The sequence below is a fragment of the Parapedobacter lycopersici genome, from assembly GCF_024643285.1.
Taxonomy (GTDB): domain Bacteria; phylum Bacteroidota; class Bacteroidia; order Sphingobacteriales; family Sphingobacteriaceae; genus Parapedobacter; species Parapedobacter lycopersici.
This window is the reverse complement of sequence record NZ_JAMSLW010000003.1, coordinates 486507-503357: the sequence shown is the minus strand read 5'-3', so window position 1 is coordinate 503357 and position 16851 is coordinate 486507. Positions and strand designations below refer to the sequence as shown.

Annotated in this window: 16 protein-coding genes; 7 read left to right on the top strand and 9 right to left on the bottom strand. The window is 51.0% G+C overall.

Annotated features, from left to right (window positions below; all coding sequences use genetic code 11):
* The first annotated feature begins 65 nt into the window (after positions 1-65).
* The 4 genes from trpD to trpA all read left to right on the top strand — a co-directional run bounded on the left by trpD (position 66) and on the right by trpA (position 3755).
* The gene (gene trpD, locus NEV57_RS09045) at positions 66-1058 is read left to right on the top strand and encodes an anthranilate phosphoribosyltransferase (protein ID WP_257657991.1); all 993 of its coding nucleotides are present in this window, start codon (positions 66-68) and stop codon (positions 1056-1058) included.
* A gap of 116 nt (positions 1059-1174) precedes the next feature.
* Positions 1175-1798, top strand: coding sequence for a phosphoribosylanthranilate isomerase (locus tag NEV57_RS09040; RefSeq protein ID WP_257657990.1), 624 nt, complete (start codon positions 1175-1177; stop codon positions 1796-1798).
* The gene (trpB, locus tag NEV57_RS09035; protein ID WP_257657989.1) at positions 1795-2979 is read left to right on the top strand and encodes a tryptophan synthase subunit beta; all 1185 of its coding nucleotides are present in this window, start codon (positions 1795-1797) and stop codon (positions 2977-2979) included. Before NEV57_RS09040 ends, trpB begins: the two co-directional genes overlap by 4 nt.
* A gap of 2 nt (positions 2980-2981) precedes the next feature.
* Entirely contained in the window at positions 2982-3755 is a 774-nt protein-coding gene (gene trpA, locus NEV57_RS09030; RefSeq protein WP_257657988.1) for a tryptophan synthase subunit alpha, read from the top strand.
* Between the two features lie 33 nt (positions 3756-3788).
* Here the strand turns inward: trpA and NEV57_RS09025 are convergent, their stop codons facing one another.
* Entirely contained in the window at positions 3789-4244 is a 456-nt protein-coding gene (locus tag NEV57_RS09025) for a PepSY-like domain-containing protein (protein WP_257657987.1), read from the bottom strand.
* A 205-nt stretch (positions 4245-4449) separates the two neighbouring features.
* Between NEV57_RS09025 and NEV57_RS09020 the strand changes: the two genes are divergently transcribed.
* Both NEV57_RS09020 and NEV57_RS09015 read left to right on the top strand, forming a co-directional pair.
* Positions 4450-5640, top strand: coding sequence for a proline dehydrogenase family protein (locus NEV57_RS09020; protein WP_257657986.1), 1191 nt, complete (start codon positions 4450-4452; stop codon positions 5638-5640).
* Positions 5641-5657: 17 nt separating this feature from the next.
* Positions 5658-6269, top strand: a complete 612-nt coding sequence (locus NEV57_RS09015) for an HAD family hydrolase (RefSeq protein WP_257657985.1) — start codon at positions 5658-5660, stop codon at positions 6267-6269.
* A 5-nt stretch (positions 6270-6274) separates the two neighbouring features.
* Here the strand turns inward: NEV57_RS09015 and NEV57_RS09010 are convergent, their stop codons facing one another.
* Together NEV57_RS09010 and NEV57_RS09005 are read right to left on the bottom strand one after the other, a co-directional pair.
* Complete coding sequence (locus tag NEV57_RS09010) at positions 6275-7597, bottom strand: hypothetical protein (RefSeq protein ID WP_257657984.1); 1323 nt, start codon at positions 7595-7597, stop codon at positions 6275-6277.
* Positions 7597-8202 carry an RNA polymerase sigma factor gene (locus NEV57_RS09005; protein WP_257657983.1) on the bottom strand — a complete coding sequence of 202 codons (606 nt, stop codon included), beginning with the start codon at positions 8200-8202 and terminating at the stop codon, positions 7597-7599. The genes NEV57_RS09010 and NEV57_RS09005 overlap by 1 nt, the downstream gene beginning before the upstream one ends.
* 305 nt (positions 8203-8507) lie before the next feature.
* On the opposite strand from NEV57_RS09005, the gene lysS reads away from it, so the two are divergent.
* Positions 8508-10226 carry a lysine--tRNA ligase gene (gene lysS / locus NEV57_RS09000; RefSeq protein WP_257657982.1) on the top strand — a complete coding sequence of 573 codons (1719 nt, stop codon included), beginning with the start codon at positions 8508-8510 and terminating at the stop codon, positions 10224-10226.
* A 20-nt stretch (positions 10227-10246) separates the two neighbouring features.
* Here the strand turns inward: lysS and NEV57_RS08995 are convergent, their stop codons facing one another.
* From NEV57_RS08995 to NEV57_RS08970, 6 genes are all read right to left on the bottom strand, one after another.
* The gene (locus tag NEV57_RS08995; RefSeq protein ID WP_257657981.1) at positions 10247-10669 is read right to left on the bottom strand and encodes a SufE family protein; all 423 of its coding nucleotides are present in this window, start codon (positions 10667-10669) and stop codon (positions 10247-10249) included.
* Positions 10670-10740: 71 nt separating this feature from the next.
* Positions 10741-11985 carry an aminotransferase class V-fold PLP-dependent enzyme gene (locus tag NEV57_RS08990; protein WP_307876412.1) on the bottom strand — a complete coding sequence of 415 codons (1245 nt, stop codon included), beginning with the start codon at positions 11983-11985 and terminating at the stop codon, positions 10741-10743.
* A gap of 88 nt (positions 11986-12073) precedes the next feature.
* Positions 12074-12709, bottom strand: a complete 636-nt coding sequence (locus NEV57_RS08985; RefSeq protein WP_257657980.1) for a bifunctional 4-hydroxy-2-oxoglutarate aldolase/2-dehydro-3-deoxy-phosphogluconate aldolase — start codon at positions 12707-12709, stop codon at positions 12074-12076.
* Entirely contained in the window at positions 12709-13725 is a 1017-nt protein-coding gene (locus NEV57_RS08980; protein ID WP_257657979.1) for a 2-dehydro-3-deoxygalactonokinase, read from the bottom strand. Before NEV57_RS08980 ends, NEV57_RS08985 begins: the two co-directional genes overlap by 1 nt.
* Positions 13726-13889: 164 nt before the next feature.
* Positions 13890-15254 (bottom strand): enolase C-terminal domain-like protein, encoded by a 1365-nt coding sequence (locus NEV57_RS08975; protein WP_257657978.1) that lies wholly within the window; start codon positions 15252-15254, stop codon positions 13890-13892.
* Positions 15255-15286: 32 nt separating this feature from the next.
* Complete coding sequence (locus NEV57_RS08970; RefSeq protein WP_257657977.1) at positions 15287-16828, bottom strand: SusD/RagB family nutrient-binding outer membrane lipoprotein; 1542 nt, start codon at positions 16826-16828, stop codon at positions 15287-15289.
* Positions 16829-16851: the final 23 nt, after the last annotated feature.

Below are 16851 nucleotides of genomic sequence, written 5' to 3'. Positions count from 1 at the left end.
CACTATACAGTATATCATAACGGCTTGCCAATATAGGCGAGCTTTTTTTTTACCTATTACACTGCATGAAACAGATTCTAACACATCTTTTTGAATATAAAACCTTCACGAAAAATGAAGCCTATGAGATTTTGACCAATATTGCCTCAGGTAAGTACAACGCTTCTCAGATTGCAGCATTTATGACGGCATACGGTATGCGCAGCATACGGGTAGAAGAATTGGCCGGCTTTCGTGATGCCATGTATGACCTGTGTCTCAAAATGGATTTTCCGGGGTATGACCTGATCGATCTATGTGGTACGGGCGGTGATGGTAAAAATACGTTTAACATTTCCACCCTGGCGTCGTTTATTGTGGCCGGGGCGGGCTACACCGTAGCCAAACATGGTAATTATGGTGTTTCATCCAGTTGCGGATCATCGAATGTGATCGAATATCTCGGTCATGTTTTCACGAATGATAAGGGTGAAATTAAACGACAGCTGGACACGGCTAACATCTGTTTTCTTCATGCACCGCTCTTCCATCCGGCGATGAAGACCGTCGCCCCCATACGCCGTGAATTAGGCGTGAAGACCTTTTTTAATATGATCGGTCCGTTGGTTAATCCTACTAATCCCCGCTATCAGTCTGTTGGTGTATTCAGTCTGGAGATTGCCCGTCTGTATGGTTATCTGTACCAGCATACGGACAAACAGTATACGATATTGCATGCATTGGATGGTTACGATGAAATCTCACTCACGGGCGACTTCAAAACCATCAGCGGCCGCGGGGAACAGTACCATACCGTTCAGCAATTGGGTTTCGAACCCATCGACCCCAGCTTGATAACCGGAGGGGAAACAATAAAGGAAGCCGCAGACATTTTTATGCGTGTACTGAGCGGAGACGGAACTGACACCCAGAACATGGTGGTATTGACCAATGCGGCTATTGCCATCCAGACTATCCATCCGGAGAAAAGCTTTGGCGATTGTTATTATGAAGCAGAAATATCCCTGGTCGGGAAGAATGCCCTGGGCTGCTTAAAGAAACTGGTGGGCAGTCGATAAGTTGTGGCTAATGCCTTTGATATGGCGCATCGAACCAATGGACAAAAGATTGGCACAGAATAAGAATAAAAGCAAAATAATACAAAACGGCTGACAGCCGTTAGCTGGCAAGGAAGATGAAACCCAAAATAAAGATATGCGGACTGAAGGACCGGGAAAACATCCTGGATGTGATCGGGTTACAGCCGGATTATATCGGTTTTATTTTCCATGTACCTTCCGGTCGTTTTGTCGACCAGCTGGACCCCGCATGGGTGAAAACGTTACAGGGGGTAAAAAAGACGGGGGTTTTCGTAAACCACCCACTTGAAGAAGTACAGGCGGCCATCAATGCGTATGATTTCCAGGCCGTACAGCTGCATGGTGATGAATCTCCTGCCTATTGCATGGCCCTGCGGGCGCAGCATGTGAAGGTCATCAAGGCATTCGGTATCGGAGCCGCATACGATTGGTCCCGTCTGATTCCCTATGAAGATGCGGCAGACTATTACCTGTTCGATACCCAAAGCAGCCAATATGGTGGGACGGGAAAGGTTTTCGACTGGAAACTGCTGGAAGATTATCCGTCTGCCAAATCGTATTTTTTGAGCGGAGGGCTCCGTTACGAGAACATCCAGGAAGCCCTTCGGCTGAATGACTCCCGGTGCTATGCCCTGGATTTAAACTCTAAATTTGAGACCAGCCCGGGTGTTAAGAACATTGAATTACTGAAGAAAACATTTCAACTGATAGCACGATGAGTAAATACCAGGTTAACGAAAAAGGGTATTACGGCAATTTCGGAGGTGCATATATTCCCGAGATGCTTTATCCCAATGTGGAAGAACTTCGCCAGCAGTACCTGACAATCATGCAGCGCCCTGATTTCAGGGCCGAGTTCAACCAGTTATTGAAAGACTACGTTGGCAGGCCTTCGCCGCTTTACCTGGCCAGGCGCCTATCCGAACGGTATAAGGCCAATGTTTTCCTCAAGCGGGAAGACCTGAACCACACGGGTGCACATAAGATAAATAACACTATCGGACAGATCCTGCTTGCCGAGCGCCTGGGGAAAAAACGGATCATTGCCGAAACCGGCGCCGGACAGCATGGGGTGGCTACCGCAACCGTATGTGCATTGAAAGGATTGGAATGTGTCGTTTACATGGGCGCAGTCGACATCGAACGGCAGGCACCCAATGTGGCACGGATGAAAATGATGGGCGCCGAAGTAGTAGCTGCTAACTCCGGCAGCAAGACCCTGAAAGACGCAACCAATGAAGCACTGCGCGACTGGATAAATAATCCGGTGGATACGCACTACATCATCGGGTCGGTGGTGGGTCCGCATCCTTACCCGGATATGGTAGCCCGTTTCCAATCGGTGATTTCCGAAGAAACAAAGCGACAATTGCTAGAACAGACGGGACGCGAAAACCCCGACTTTGCCATTGCCTGTGTAGGTGGCGGCAGCAATGCCATCGGTATGTTTTACCATTTTCTTGATGAGCCTACGGTGCGGCTGGTTGCTGTAGAGGCCGCCGGATTGGGTGTGGAATCCGGAGAGTCAGCAGCTACTACGGCATTGGGCCGGGAGGGTGTGTTGCATGGCAGTAGGTCCATTTTAATGCAAACGGCAGATGGTCAGGTGGTAGAACCTTATTCCATATCGGCTGGACTTGACTATCCGGGTATCGGGCCACAGCATGCATGGCTTTATACATCGGGGCGTGCACAATATAGCAGCATTACAGACGACGAAGCTATGAAGGCCGGTCTGCTGCTTACCCGGTTGGAGGGAATCATACCTGCCATTGAAAGTGCACATGCGCTGGCCCAATTGGAAAAAATGACGTTTCGCAAAGATGACAACGTCGTTGTTTGCCTTTCAGGCCGGGGAGATAAGGATTTGGATAATTACATGAAGTATTTCGGGTTTTAACCATGAACAGAATTAACAGCTTATTTGCCGCTAAAGGCAACAAACGCATCCTTTCTATTTACTTTACCGCCGGGTACCCTACATTGGACAGCACCCTGGATATTGCCGAGGCGCTTGAGCAATCCGGGGCTGATTTCCTGGAAATCGGCTTCCCATACTCGGATCCGGTGGCGGATGGTCCCGTTATCCAGCACAGTTCGGAAGTCGCGCTGAAAAACGGGATGACGCTGGCGCTGCTGTTTGACCAGCTTAAGGTCCTGCGTCAGCGGGTAACTATACCCGTATTGTTAATGGGTTATGTGAACCCGGTGCTGCAATACGGTATTGAACGGTTTTGCCGCGACTGCCGTGCTGCGGGGGTGGATGGCGTGATCGTACCTGATCTGCCTATGGATGAATATGAAACACACTACCGGGACATTTTCCAGGAAAATGGACTCAGCAACATCTTCCTTGTAACCCCACAAACAACCGAGGTGCGGATCCGCAAGATCGATCAGCTATCGACCGGTTTTATCTACCTGCTCTCTTCTTCGGCCACTACCGGTAAAAACCTGACCGTATCGGAAAGCACGGATGCCTATTTTGCACGGATCCAACGCATGGAACTTACCAACCCTGTAGTGATTGGATTCGGGATCTCCGATCGCCAGGCCTTTGTCCGGGCCACCGACTTTGCCGACGGTGCCATCGTAGGCAGCGCGTTTGTCCGGTTGTTGGGTGAGGTGGATTACCTGGAAAAAATCCCGGAATTTATCCGGCAGCTGAAACCGTAATCATGCGGCGATACGCGGATAGGCATCAAGTGCCTAATCCGCCCGCTCCTGAAGCACTTTTCCTGCAGTATCAAAGGTAAGTTCCAGTTCTTCCATACGGTTCTCCAGTTCAACGCGATAGGTGACCTGCTGACCCGACTCGATTTTTTTCGCGTCGTTCACCCGGTAATTGCCATATTCGGCGGCTAACTGTTTTTTAACAGCATCAGGCAGAGATGCGGTGGAAATTTCTTCAATATGCCGTTCCAGTTTACCATCCGGACTGATATACACCGTGTGATCGCGCTGCATCAATCCCATTTCAAATTCAGCCTCAAATGAGCCGGAGGCTGTTTTCTCCCACTCGACATTCCGGGCTTTCGAAAACTGTTGCTGAAAGGTATTCAAAACCACCGCGGGCAGATTCCGCTGAACAATATGTTGTGCCAAAGCCGGGGAAGTGGCTAACCCCATAACCAGCAATCCCAATGTTACCTGTTTTAATTTCATTGCTTTTCTATTATTTTTTGTCAAAGTAACATATGGAAACAGGAAAAATTTTGGAATTCCGCTTAAATTACATCCGTTTTACAAATAGGGTTGTAAAGTGATTCACGCAGGACCGCCCGCAGGTCCCCTAACACACCCCTTGTGCGGTCATTTGAACTGCGCCCTTTTATTCCTATTTTTGCTGCGGCTAAACTTCTTTGACTGAATGGTGCAGGAAACACAGGATCACCCCCTCTCCTTTGATAATACGGAAATAGCCTTCCGCGGCAGAAGCGACAATGACCTTAAACGGGCGTATTGGCTATTCAAGCTGCTCGGCAGTCAGCTGCTCGTAAAAATAGGAACTCCGTTTACCCGATTCGCCTTACGTATCGGTCTGCCGGTATCCGGGCTGATCCGTCGGACAATCTACCGGCATTTCTGTGGCGGTGAAACTATCTCGGGATGTGAAGCAGCTATCCAAAACCTGGCGGGCCAGCATACAGGCACCATCCTGGACTATTCAGTGGAAGGAGAAGACTCGGAAACAGACTTTGACCATACCTGTGAAGAGATTCTGCGGACGGTAGCTTATGCCCAGGCCCATACACATATTCCATTCTCGGTATTTAAACCTTCGGGACTGGGTCTATTCAGCGTACTGGAAAAAATAAACCGCGGGGAAACCCTGGATATGGAGGAGGCCGCGGCATACGACCGACTAAAGCACCGGGTGGACCGGATCTGCAGGGCCTGTCATGATGCAGGCGTAAGTGTGCTGATTGATGCCGAACATTCGTGGATCCAGCAGGCAATCGACGACATTGCTCGGGAAATGATGCAGCAATACAATAAACAGACCCCGATCGTATACAATACCTATCAGCTCTACCGAAACGACAAGCTGGCTTCCCTTAAAGCCGATTATTACCTGGCGGAAACAGCCGGCTTCTTTCTCGGCGCCAAGCTGGTGCGCGGTGCTTATATGGAAACGGAACGCGAACGGGCAGCTGAACTCGGCTATCCCGATCCCATCCAGCCAGACAAAGCTGCAACCGACCGTGATTACGACAATGCAGTACGGTTCTGCCTGGATCACATCGATCGCCTGGGTATGATGGCCGGCACGCATAACGAGGCCAGCAGCCTGTTACTGGCCACCGAAATTGATCGCCGGAACCTACCGCGTGACCATCCGCATATTTATTTTGCCCAGCTCCTGGGCATGAGCGACAACCTGACATTTAACCTGGCGGAAGCGGGCTACCGGGTGGCTAAGTACATGCCGTACGGACCGGTAAAGGCCGTCATGCCTTATCTCTTCCGCAGGGCGGCGGAGAATACCGCCGTTGTCGGACAGGTAAGCCGGGAACTTGCACTCATCACCAAAGAAATAAAGCGAAGGAAACATAGATGATGGAGATACAGCAACATATGACAATACAACAGCAACTGGATGCATTAACCCGTATCAGCAACCGGAAAAACTACCGTGCTTTCCTTTACGATTGTGATGGCACGCTTGCCGATAACATGGACGCACATAAAGCAGCATATGCCGAAGCCGCGGCGCGGCATGGTGTAACGCTGGATACCGTCATCATTGATGAATTGGCCGGATGGCCAACGGTACTCGTGGTCGAAGAGATCAACCGCCGGTATGGAAGCCGGTTAATTGCGCGGGAATTCGCCGCGGAAAAGTCGGCTATATTTATCGAAAAATACATTACCGATACGTTACCCATCGCATTTGTAGTGGAACACCTGAAAAGCCATGTTGGCAAAGTACGTGTTGGCGTAGTATCCGGGGGCAGCCGCAATACCGTTACGAAAACACTGACGGTAATCGGATTGCTGGACACGATTGAAACACTGGTCTGCGCCGGTGACACTGCACACGGAAAACCTCATCCTGATCCCTTTTTACTGGCTGCGGAACAGCTGGGTGTCGATCCCCAGGATTGCCTGGTATTCGAGGACGGTGATCCGGGTGTACAGGGCGCCATTGCAGCCGGCATGGACTGGGTACGTATCGATCAGTTATAATGGCATTAGAATCCGGTTACAATCCGGATCCCGCCGTTGGTCAGGTCCATATCCTCACGGGATAGCCGCCCAACGGGAAGTTTAAAGTAAGGTTCCAGGGAAATGGAGAGCTTCGATGAAATGGGAATGCTCCGGCCGATCGAAAAATTAACAAATCCGGCGTACCCCTTGCCCTGTAACGGTTGTTCGTTGGACCGCTCGGCCGAATGGACAGCCTTCAGGTTTCCGGATTGATCCGTCGGCTGATTCATGTGGTCGACAAAATGATTGGTTCTCCTTTCATTCAGGATACCCAGAAAAGACACACCTACAGCCGTATAAAACCCTTCGGTAACATGATATCGCAGGTTTAACGGAACATCAATGGCAAGTAATGTACTGGTTACCGAGGTGACTTCCCTGCTCCTGTAAGGTTCCTGAATACCCGGTTCATGCCCTGGCATAGGTGAATCCAGGCTCATCTGGGGAACATGCGGCCGGCCGACCTGTTGCTGGGCAACTCCCAGGTCGTTGAGGGAAACTCCCGAGGCCAGCGAAATTTTATTGGACACCCGGTAGGCCACAGCGAAACCGCCTCCCATATTCAACCGTTCACTGGTCATTGATGGAGCGACGACGATGCCGAGATCCCATTTATCAGCTGCTTCTCGATCGTCGTTACGTACCGTACTGATATAGTCGGATCGTCCGGGTTCCAGCGCCAGCAGCTGTTCAACGGACGAACGGTGCTCCGATTCCGCTGGTGGTTCCGGCTTCGTTTCCGTGGGCGCTGTCACCAGGGTCTCCGCGGATGTATCCGTTGCTGTTTCTGCAACGCGTTGCTGCATCTCCGGTACAGCAGCCATCTGTTGCGTATCTGCTGTCGCGGCAACACGTGCAAGTACCGGCTGCAATGCCGATGTATTTCCCCTCTCCGGTTCAACCGGTGCCTGCCGTTTCCGGGCGGTCAACGGAAGTGGCACCGTACCCGCCTCGCTATCTCCCCGCACATCCGTACGGTTTTGCTCAGCAACCACGGACGGCGGTATTGCCTGGGGTTCGGGCGTATTAACTTCCGGGGCCTGTACGCCGGAAACCACCGGTGACGCTGCCGGGGCCTGCCGGGCGATACGCATATCACGTTGCGGCCCGGTAAACCAAAACAGGCCGGCAGCCAACAGCACCACTGCAGCTGCAGCCCAGCCCAGCCAGGCAACCTGCTTCCGCGGCCGGCCAGCGGAACGCGCAGAAAACCGCTCCCAGGCACCTTCCCTATACGGTTCGGCATGATTACGCAGCTTATCCGCGATATGCTCGATTAATTCTCTATTTTTTCCCGTTTCGTCCATTAAAACTTCGCTGTAATATCTATTGACTCCAAGTACAGTTTCCTTAATTTTTTCTTCGCCCGTGTTAAATACGTACGCGAAGTGCTTTCGGGAATCTCCAGCATGGTAGCAACCTCCTCGTGCGAGTAACCTTCCACTTCATACAGATTGAATATCGCCCGCTGCATTTCCGGCAACCGTTCCAGCAGCTTCAGAATATCCGCAACTTCAAGATCACCGGATACATTGACCTGGTTCGGACCAAGTTCCTGTTCACTAATGTCATCCAGCGCAACAAGCTGCTTTTTGGCCCGGAGAAAATCAATGGAAATATTAGCGGCAATCCGGGCCAGCCAGGAGCGGAACGACTTCTCAAAACGTGGCCCCTCCTCTTTGCTGCTGAATGTGGCTATTTTATTAAATGCCCGCATAAAACTTTCATTGGTAAGCTCCTCGGCATCAAATTCATTTTTCACATAGCGTAACGTAATGGAAAGCACATATCCGTAGCAGCTCCTGTAAATAAATGCCTGGCTCCCCTCCCCTCCATGCTGGGCACAGTCTTTCACCGCACTTTCCAAAGACAGCGCATGCTTTCTCTTAAAATATCGAATGTGAATACTCACTATGCAGCTACAATACGATTAATCGGCTCACTCTTTAAACGTTACAAACTTAGATAAACTGGCTTTATATTCAAATGATTATATCACCGGTTCATTCACCGTCCACCTCCCCGGTCCGAAACCGGGCGGTGGATCAAACATCCACCGTATGTAGCCTGCCTAGTTAAAAATTAGTCCATGCACCATGTTTCGATAAGCAATTCCTGTTTTATTAAAACAAACGAAACCGCACCGGCCAACGCTACATGCGTTTCATTTAATTTCGCATAAAATGCTATTTTTGCGCCAAAGAAATCAGCACCCGCATGAATACAGCATTATCCGAACAGGAACAGCAACGCCGGCAGGCATTGACGGCGTTAATCGCATTGGGTATCGATCCGTACCCGGCCGAAGCATTTGAAGTCAACGCAAATGCGGCAGATATCCTGGCGAATTACGAACGCGATAAAACCAGCTATAAAAACATCCGCATTGCGGGGCGCATGATGAGCCGGCGGGTGATGGGCAGCGTTTCATTTATCGAACTTCAGGACGCCACGGGAAGAATACAGGTATACCTTAAGCGCGACGACCTCTGCCCCGATGATGATAAGACCTTGTACAATACCGTATTCAAGAAATTGCTGGATATCGGTGACTTTGTTGGCATTGAGGGATTTGTGTTCACGACCCAAACGGGTGAGATTTCCATTCACGTACAGCGATTTACCCTGCTGGCCAAATCATTGAAGCCGCTTCCCGTGGTAAAATCTGCGGACGGCAAGACATTTGATGCGGTTACCGATCCGGAATTCCGCTACCGCCAGCGGTATGTCGACCTCGTGGTAAACCCACAGGTGCGCGATACGTTTGTAAAAGTATCGAAAGTAAAAACCGCCATAAGGGACTTCCTCAATGAGCGGGGCGCATTGGAAGTGGATACGCCTGTATTACAGAGCATTCCAGGTGGTGCGGCGGCACGTCCATTTATTACGCATCACAACGCGTTGGATATTCCGCTCTATCTTCGTATTGCAAACGAACTTTACCTCAAACGCCTAATTGTCGGCGGTTACGACTGGGTCTATGAATTCAGCCGGAATTTCCGGAACGAGGGCATGGACCGTACCCATAATCCCGAATTCACGGTACTGGAATTTTACGTGTCGTATAAGGATTACCTGTGGATGATGGAAACCACCGAGCAGCTTTTTGAGCAGGTCGCCATGGCCACCAACGGCACCACTACGCTACAGGTCGGCAACAATGAAATTAATTTTGAAGCACCATACCCGCGTGTGAGTATCTACGATGCAATCAGGGAACATACCGGATTTGACGTTTCCGAAATGGATGAATCGGGGTTGCGCGATGTATGCAGGCAATTGGGTATTGCTACCGACGACAGCATGGGCAAAGGCAAGCTCATCGACGAGATTTTCGGCGAAAAATGCGAACATCACTATATACAACCCACCTTCATCATTGATTACCCCGTGGAGATGAGCCCGCTTACCAAGAAACACCGCAGCAAGGCCGGGCTGGTGGAGCGCTTCGAACTGATGGTCAATGGCAAAGAACTGGCAAATGCCTATAGCGAACTGAATGACCCGATCGACCAGCGTACGCGCTTCGAGGAACAGCTTAAACTAATGGAACGGGGTGATGATGAGGCCATGTTCATCGACTATGATTTCCTGCGGGCCCTGGAATACGGCATGCCTCCCACTGCCGGTATCGGCATTGGCATCGACCGGCTGGCTATGCTGATGACTAACCAGCAAAGCATTCAGGATGTCTTGTTTTTCCCCCAGATGCGTCCCGAAAAAACCGTTAAACAGGTGTCCGTAGCGGATTACGAGGCACGCGGTATACCGGCCGTGTGGGTCCCGGTACTGCAGAAAATGGGACTGAACACCATAGAAGCACTCCAGGCAGCCAACCCGAACAAAGTATTCAATGATATGGGTGGACTGCGGAAAAAAATGAAACTGGACGTTGCTATGCCCGCAAAGGAAGACGTGCTGAAATGGTTCGAATAAGGGAACGGGAATGAGTTGAATCAGGTCGTTTTTGCCTGGAGCGTGATGGCATACAGTTTCATCTGCTTGATCATCGACAGCAGTCCGTTCGCCCGTGTCGGAGAAAGGTGTTCCTTAAGACCGATCTGATCGACAAAGTATAATTCGCTATTTGCAATTTCCTGCGGCGAATGGTTCGAAAGTACGCGAACCATCAGGCCAACCAGTCCCTTGGTGATAATGGCATCGCTGTCAGCCGTAAAAATCACCCGTCCATCCCGGTAATCGGCATGCAGCCATACTTTGGACTGGCAGCCCTTTATCAGGTATTCATCCTTCTTGTATTGCGCATCGATGAGCGGCAGTTCCTTGCCCAATTGAATGATGTATTCATATTTCGCCATCCAATCGTCAAAAAAAGCAAAATCCGCTATAAGTTCGTCCTGTATTTCGTTTATGGTCATTTTTGTTTGGTCTATGGTCGGAGATCCGTAGTCGTGCCTAAATGATATGCCTGAAAAACCAGTCGCCCATGTTAAACCAACATGGAGGCCGCTTTTTGTACACCGGCAGCCAGGGTGTCGATATCTTCCCTGGTATTATACATCGCGATGGAAGCCCGGACCGTGCCGGGGATGCCATACCAGTCCATTAATGGCTGTGTACAGTGATGTCCCGTACGTACTGCCACACCTAATTTATCCAGTATGACCCCCACATCGTAGGGATGTGCGCCATCCACCAAAAAAGAAAGCACGCTTGACTTATTTGCTGCTGTCCCGATGAGTCGGATACCGGGTATTTCAAGCAGCCGCGCTGTTGCATATTCCAGTAACCCATGCTCGTATGCCGCGATGCGATCCATCCCAATGTCCTGTATGTAACCGATCGCCGCAGCCAGGCTGATGCCTGCTTCAATGTTCGGGGTTCCCGCTTCAAACTTAAAGGGCAGTTCGTTGTAAGTGGTTTTCTCAAAAGTAACCTCTTTGATCATTTCGCCGCCGCCCTGATAAGGTGGCATTGCATCGAGCCATTTTTCCTTACCATACAGTACACCTACCCCCGTCGGGCCGTACATTTTGTGACCTGAAAACGCCAGAAAATCAACATCCAATGCCTGCACATCTATTGCAATGTGCTGTATAGCCTGTGCCGCATCCAGGAGTACGGGCGTACCATTGGCATGCGCTGCTTCAATAATCTCCCGTACGGGATTAACGGTGCCCAATGAATTGGATACATACGTAATCGCTACCAGCTTTGTCCGGTCAGTAAGCAATGCCCGGTAAGCATCCATATCCAGTTCACCTGCCGCATTGATGGGAACAACCCGCAACACCGCGCCCCGGTCCTCACACAGCAACTGCCAGGGCACAATATTGGAATGGTGCTCCATGGCAGAAATGATAATTTCATCACCGGTTTTTACAAATGCGCTACCAAAACTACTGGCTACCAGATTGATGCTATCCGTTGTCCCCTTCGTGATGATAATTTCATGATCGTGTGCCGCATTGATGAATCCCTTCAATTGATGCCGGGTTACTTCAAATGCGTCCGTTGCCAGCTGGCTCAGGTGATGTACTCCACGGTGAACATTACTGTTCAATTCGGTATAATAATGCCGGATGGCGTCGATCACCTGCAGGGGTTTCTGTGTGGTAGCCCCGTTATCCAGGTACACCAGCGGTTTCCCATTTACGGTGCGGGTTAGAATTGGAAAATCTTTCCGAATGCCATATACGTCAAATTGCTCCAAAACTGCTGTCTTTTCCATCATAGAAACAAAGGTACGAGTATTTTTTTTATCGCGATGTTGATGGAACGTAAAGTTTCAGCTTCCCCGCTATGTGCGGGGAACCGTCTGCTTAGCGCTGGAAAAAGCGGGCGTATTGCATAAAATGATTCAGTAGTGCCTTTTGATCGTTTGCCGCAATCGCCTGCTTGTCAAACAACTGGGAAGCAATACCAAAACCTTCCGCACCGGCCGCAACGAAATCAGCAAGGTTATCGAGTCCTACCCCACCAGTTGGGAGCAGCTTAATGTCCGGAAACGGAGCTTTGATGTCTTTAATATACTGTGCACCCAGGGACGCCGGAAATATTTTAACCATGGTAGCCCCTGCTTTCCATGCCTGATAAATTTCGGTGGGTGTAAACGCTCCGGGAAATACCGGTATGCCGCGGTCCGCACAGGATTTAATTAACTGCGCGTCCGTGATTGGGCTGACGATAAACGTCGAACCTGCATCCAGGCTGCGCTGCAGTTCGTCCATGTCACATACCGTCCCCGCACCGATATTCAGCTGCGCACCAAACCGGGTATTCGCCTCTTCGATGATATGCAGCGCATCGGGGGTGGTCAGCGAAATTTCCACGGTGTTCAGGCCGGCTTCCACATACAGCGGAAGTACCATACGTACCTGTGCCAAAGACAGGTTTCTAATAATGCCCACAATCGGCACCTGATTGAAGCGGGGCCAGTTAAATGCCTTGTTATCCATCAGAATTCGTTTTTATTAAATCGGTTAAATACTTCAATCTGTCCCATCACGACAGCCTGTTCCAGGATCTCCGACGGAACATAGGTCACCTGGTCATACCCCAAGCCCTGACAGGCATAACGGTATTGCTGGAGCAGCTTTTCGCCGCAGCAGATTACCAGGCGGCTGGCCTTTGGCCCTTTTGCCAGGTCCCGCAGTTCATAACCGATCAGCAGGCCGCTCAGAAAAAACGCATTTTCCGCTTTGGTAAATTTACCAAATAAATTATTGGTTCTCGCCAGAAAACAGGCGTGCAGCAGGTCGTTTGACACCGCGGTCTGCACGCCCTGGTCAAATGCTTCCCGGTTTGCCGGGTGCGACAGTCCGGCACTGTCAGCGCTGGCCACGGAATCCTTCAGGATGCTGTGCTCAGTCAACAGGCTGAAAAACTCCCCGGTCATAAACGTCTTAAATGACACAATCTGCTTTCCTTTGATCAGGATGTGCTTGGAGTGCGTCCCGGGTAATACGAGAATATGCTCCCCGGCAAACTGCGGGGCATCCAATTCGCCCATTACAGCCAATCCGATGACTTCGATCTCTTCTCCCCGGATCACATCGTCATCACTCTTAACACCCGAAATCAGGTAAATATCATGTGTAAATCCGGCTGTGGCAGCCAAGTATTCGGCAGAAATATCCTTACCCGCCGTTGAGAACGGGAGCTGCGCATAAGGAATTTCGCGCAACCCGATCGAAGATGAAGCCATGCCGGAAATAACCATTGGTATGGTGTCGACAGAAAAACCGACCTGCTGCTGTACTGCAGCTATGCTTCGGTTTAATGTCCGGAGCAGGTGTTCCTGGCGCGTTTCACCCCCGGATTTCCGGGCCGACCAAGTGGCGAATAAACGCCCGATCCCTTCGTCCGTGTGCGTCTGGCCGACAACCTGCAACGTTTTCCGATCGATCAGACGCAGGCGCAATGACGATGTCCCCCAATCGCAGCAAAAAATATAATTTGGTATCTGGTGCATTATACTATAAAGAAGAATTAACACTGTTTGATAAGCTGAATACGATTTTCATTGCGCCAGCTTAATGGATTAAGCCTGCGAAAATACAAATTATCATCAACTTGCGCATGCCTAATTAGAAACACCCGGTACCCACACCCCGATGGGCACCGGGTGAACCCGCATTACGGGCGGATAATGGTTCCGTCGCGTTTCCGCACCTGCCAGTTTCCGGGCTTGAAATGTGCCGGATACCTGGCAGCTGCCTTTTCATCGATATCAACCCCGAGTCCGGGCGCCTCGTTGACGTACATGTATCCGTTTTTTATCGTAGGGCTACCCGGAAATACTTCCAGCATGGCCTCGTTAAAGCTCACGGATTCCTGGATACCGAAATTCCATATCGCGAAATCAATATGGGCGTGTGCCGCGTGCCCCACAGGGGAAACATCGGGTGGTCCGTGCCAGGCTGTCCTGACGTTAAACCACTCGCCCAGCCGTGCGATTTTCATTGCCGGCGTAATGCCGCCCACCTGGGATACGTGCACGCGGATGTAATCAAACAGCTGTTCAACCATGGGCTGCCTCCATTCATGTGGACTGTTAAACAGCTCTCCCATGGCAATAGGGACCGTCGTGCTCATCCGAAGCTGTTTGAACCACGCTATATTCTCGGGGGAGAACGGATCTTCAATGAAGAAAGGCCGGTATTCCTCCAGTTTCCGGATCATGTTGATGGCATCCATCGGCTCCACACGCTCGTGGATATCGTGCAGCAGCTCCACCTCATCCCCGCACCTCTTCCGTACCGCTTCAAACATCTTGGGCACGGATTCGAGGTAAACCCGCTGGTTCATGTATGCATCCTTTTCCCCGCCGAATCCGGCGACCCGGAAATCCGGTTCCTCCGCCAGGTTCAGCGCACCGTAACCCCCTTGCTGAATCCGCACGTGCCGGAAGCCCAGGTCCATAAACCGCTGTACATCGTCGGCAATTTCCTCGGGTGTCCGGCCGTTGCCGTGGGCATAACAGTCGATGGCAAACCGCGCCTTTCCGCCAAGCAACTGATACACCGGCATTCCCGCACGCTTCCCCTTGATATCCCATAATGCCTGGTCAAGGCCACTCAGCGCGTTATTCAGTACCGGACCATTACGCCAGTAGGAACTGACGTAGGCAGACTGCCAGATGTCTTCGATGTTGTCGACATCCTTTCCAACACAGAAATCATGTAAATATTCATTAATCGCCGTAACGACAGTAGCCGCACGTTGGGTGAATGTGGCACAGCCAAGCCCATATAATCCCGGTTCGCTGGTTTCCACTTTTACGACAACCAGGTTGGGTCCTTGCGGTGCCGTAGCAATTGCTTTAACACTCCTGATCGTCACTTTTGAGGTGGCGCGCGCATAAGAAGGCGTATCCCGCTCCTGCCCCATCGCATTTGATCCGAAGCCTGCAAGCCCCATCAATCCGGCAGCAGAGCCGATACCCAGTAGCTTCATGGATTCGCGCCGGCTCATCCCCTTGTTTGCTGTTTGTTGTTTCATCGCATTAAAAATTAGGTAACTGAATGATTTAATTATTCGGCATCCCACCACACACGGGTGCTGAGGTTATCCGGGCCCTGCCGGCTGATAGCCTCGGCCACATTCGACTGGTTAACGATCACTTCGCTGTCCGGATAAGGCATCCGCCGGATGAATGCACCCGGGGTTTCAGATGCAGGATACGGATTCGGTTCCAGTTCCGGATATCCGCTACGCCGGAAATTGGCAAAAGCTTCCGGTCCGTTCAGGAAAGACGAAACCCAGTATTGCGTATTGATCTGGTCAAATGCATTTGCGGCATCAAACGGATGGGTTGTCAGGTATCCCGAAATCGCCGCTTCTTCAACCACAGCGCCCGGTCCGTAATCGGCCATCTGTTCCATATGTGCCCGTACACCGGTCGCATAGTAAGTCGCCGGATCACCCGAAACCCATCCTCTTACCGCAGCTTCCGCAAGGAGCAACTGGGTCTGTGAGTAAGTAACGTGGTATTCCGGTGCATCCACACGGAAGATGGTGGTGAGGTTGCCCTGTGAATAATCCCACAGGCTCGCCACCCCGTTTTCCTCCAGTGTGGTGTTAATGGAAACGTCGTCATAGCCCATCGGCATGCCCACCTGTACATCCGGATCGGTTGAGGCCCGCGACATTTCCTGATCCGGTCCACCTTTGGCACCCACATAGCGGACCGCGATACCTGCCAGCCGGGGATCGTCGGTTTCCTGGAGGAAGCTCACAAATGGCTTGGCCAGGTAAAAATTAGTCTTTTCCCGGGCCGACAGGTACCAGGCCATGTAGTTGTTATAAAGCGAGGTATGCCTGACCGTTGCATTATCCGCGTTGGACTGCATGACGCCGCCGGCTACCGCCTTTGTGACATACGTCTGGGCCGTACCGGGGTCGGCTTTGCTCAGGCGCATAGCCGCCCGGAGAATCAGGGAATAACCCAGCCGTTTCCATTGCGTGATATCGCCCCCGTACAGGATCTCCGTATTGAATGTCGGTTTTCCCGGATCCAGCGACGCCGCGGCCTCTTCCAGTTCCTTCAGGATATCCATATAAATCGCCTGCTGTGCGTCGTACTTCGGCGTAATCAATTCTTCAAGGTACCCCTTTCCGGCTTCAAAATACGGAATATCACCGTACGAGTCGGTCAGGATCATGAATGCATACGCCTTCCATATCCGGGCGGCATTATACAGGTTCGACTGATTTTCATCGCCCTGGGTGCGGTTTACCACATCCACCAACTGTTTCAGGACATTCCGGTAAAAATTAACCCAGAGCCGGTTGGTATTTGCCGTATTGTTCTGGTTGTAATTTGCACCGGCCAGTGAGCTGCCATAAGGTGTGATGATCTGCTGCACGATGCCGAAGTGATAGGTAAGCATGCCCAGTGTCGCGGTTCCATCGCGGTAATTGGCATCAAGGATCGCCTGGTTCAGCAACAATGGCGCATCCAGGCTCGTGGGATCGACTTTATTGGTGTTAATATCGTCAAACCCCGCTTCACAGCCCGAAAATGCAATCAGGCCGGTGAAGCAGATTAAACTGATGATGTTGTTCGCTTTCATAATAAGCTGTTTTATAAGTCAGG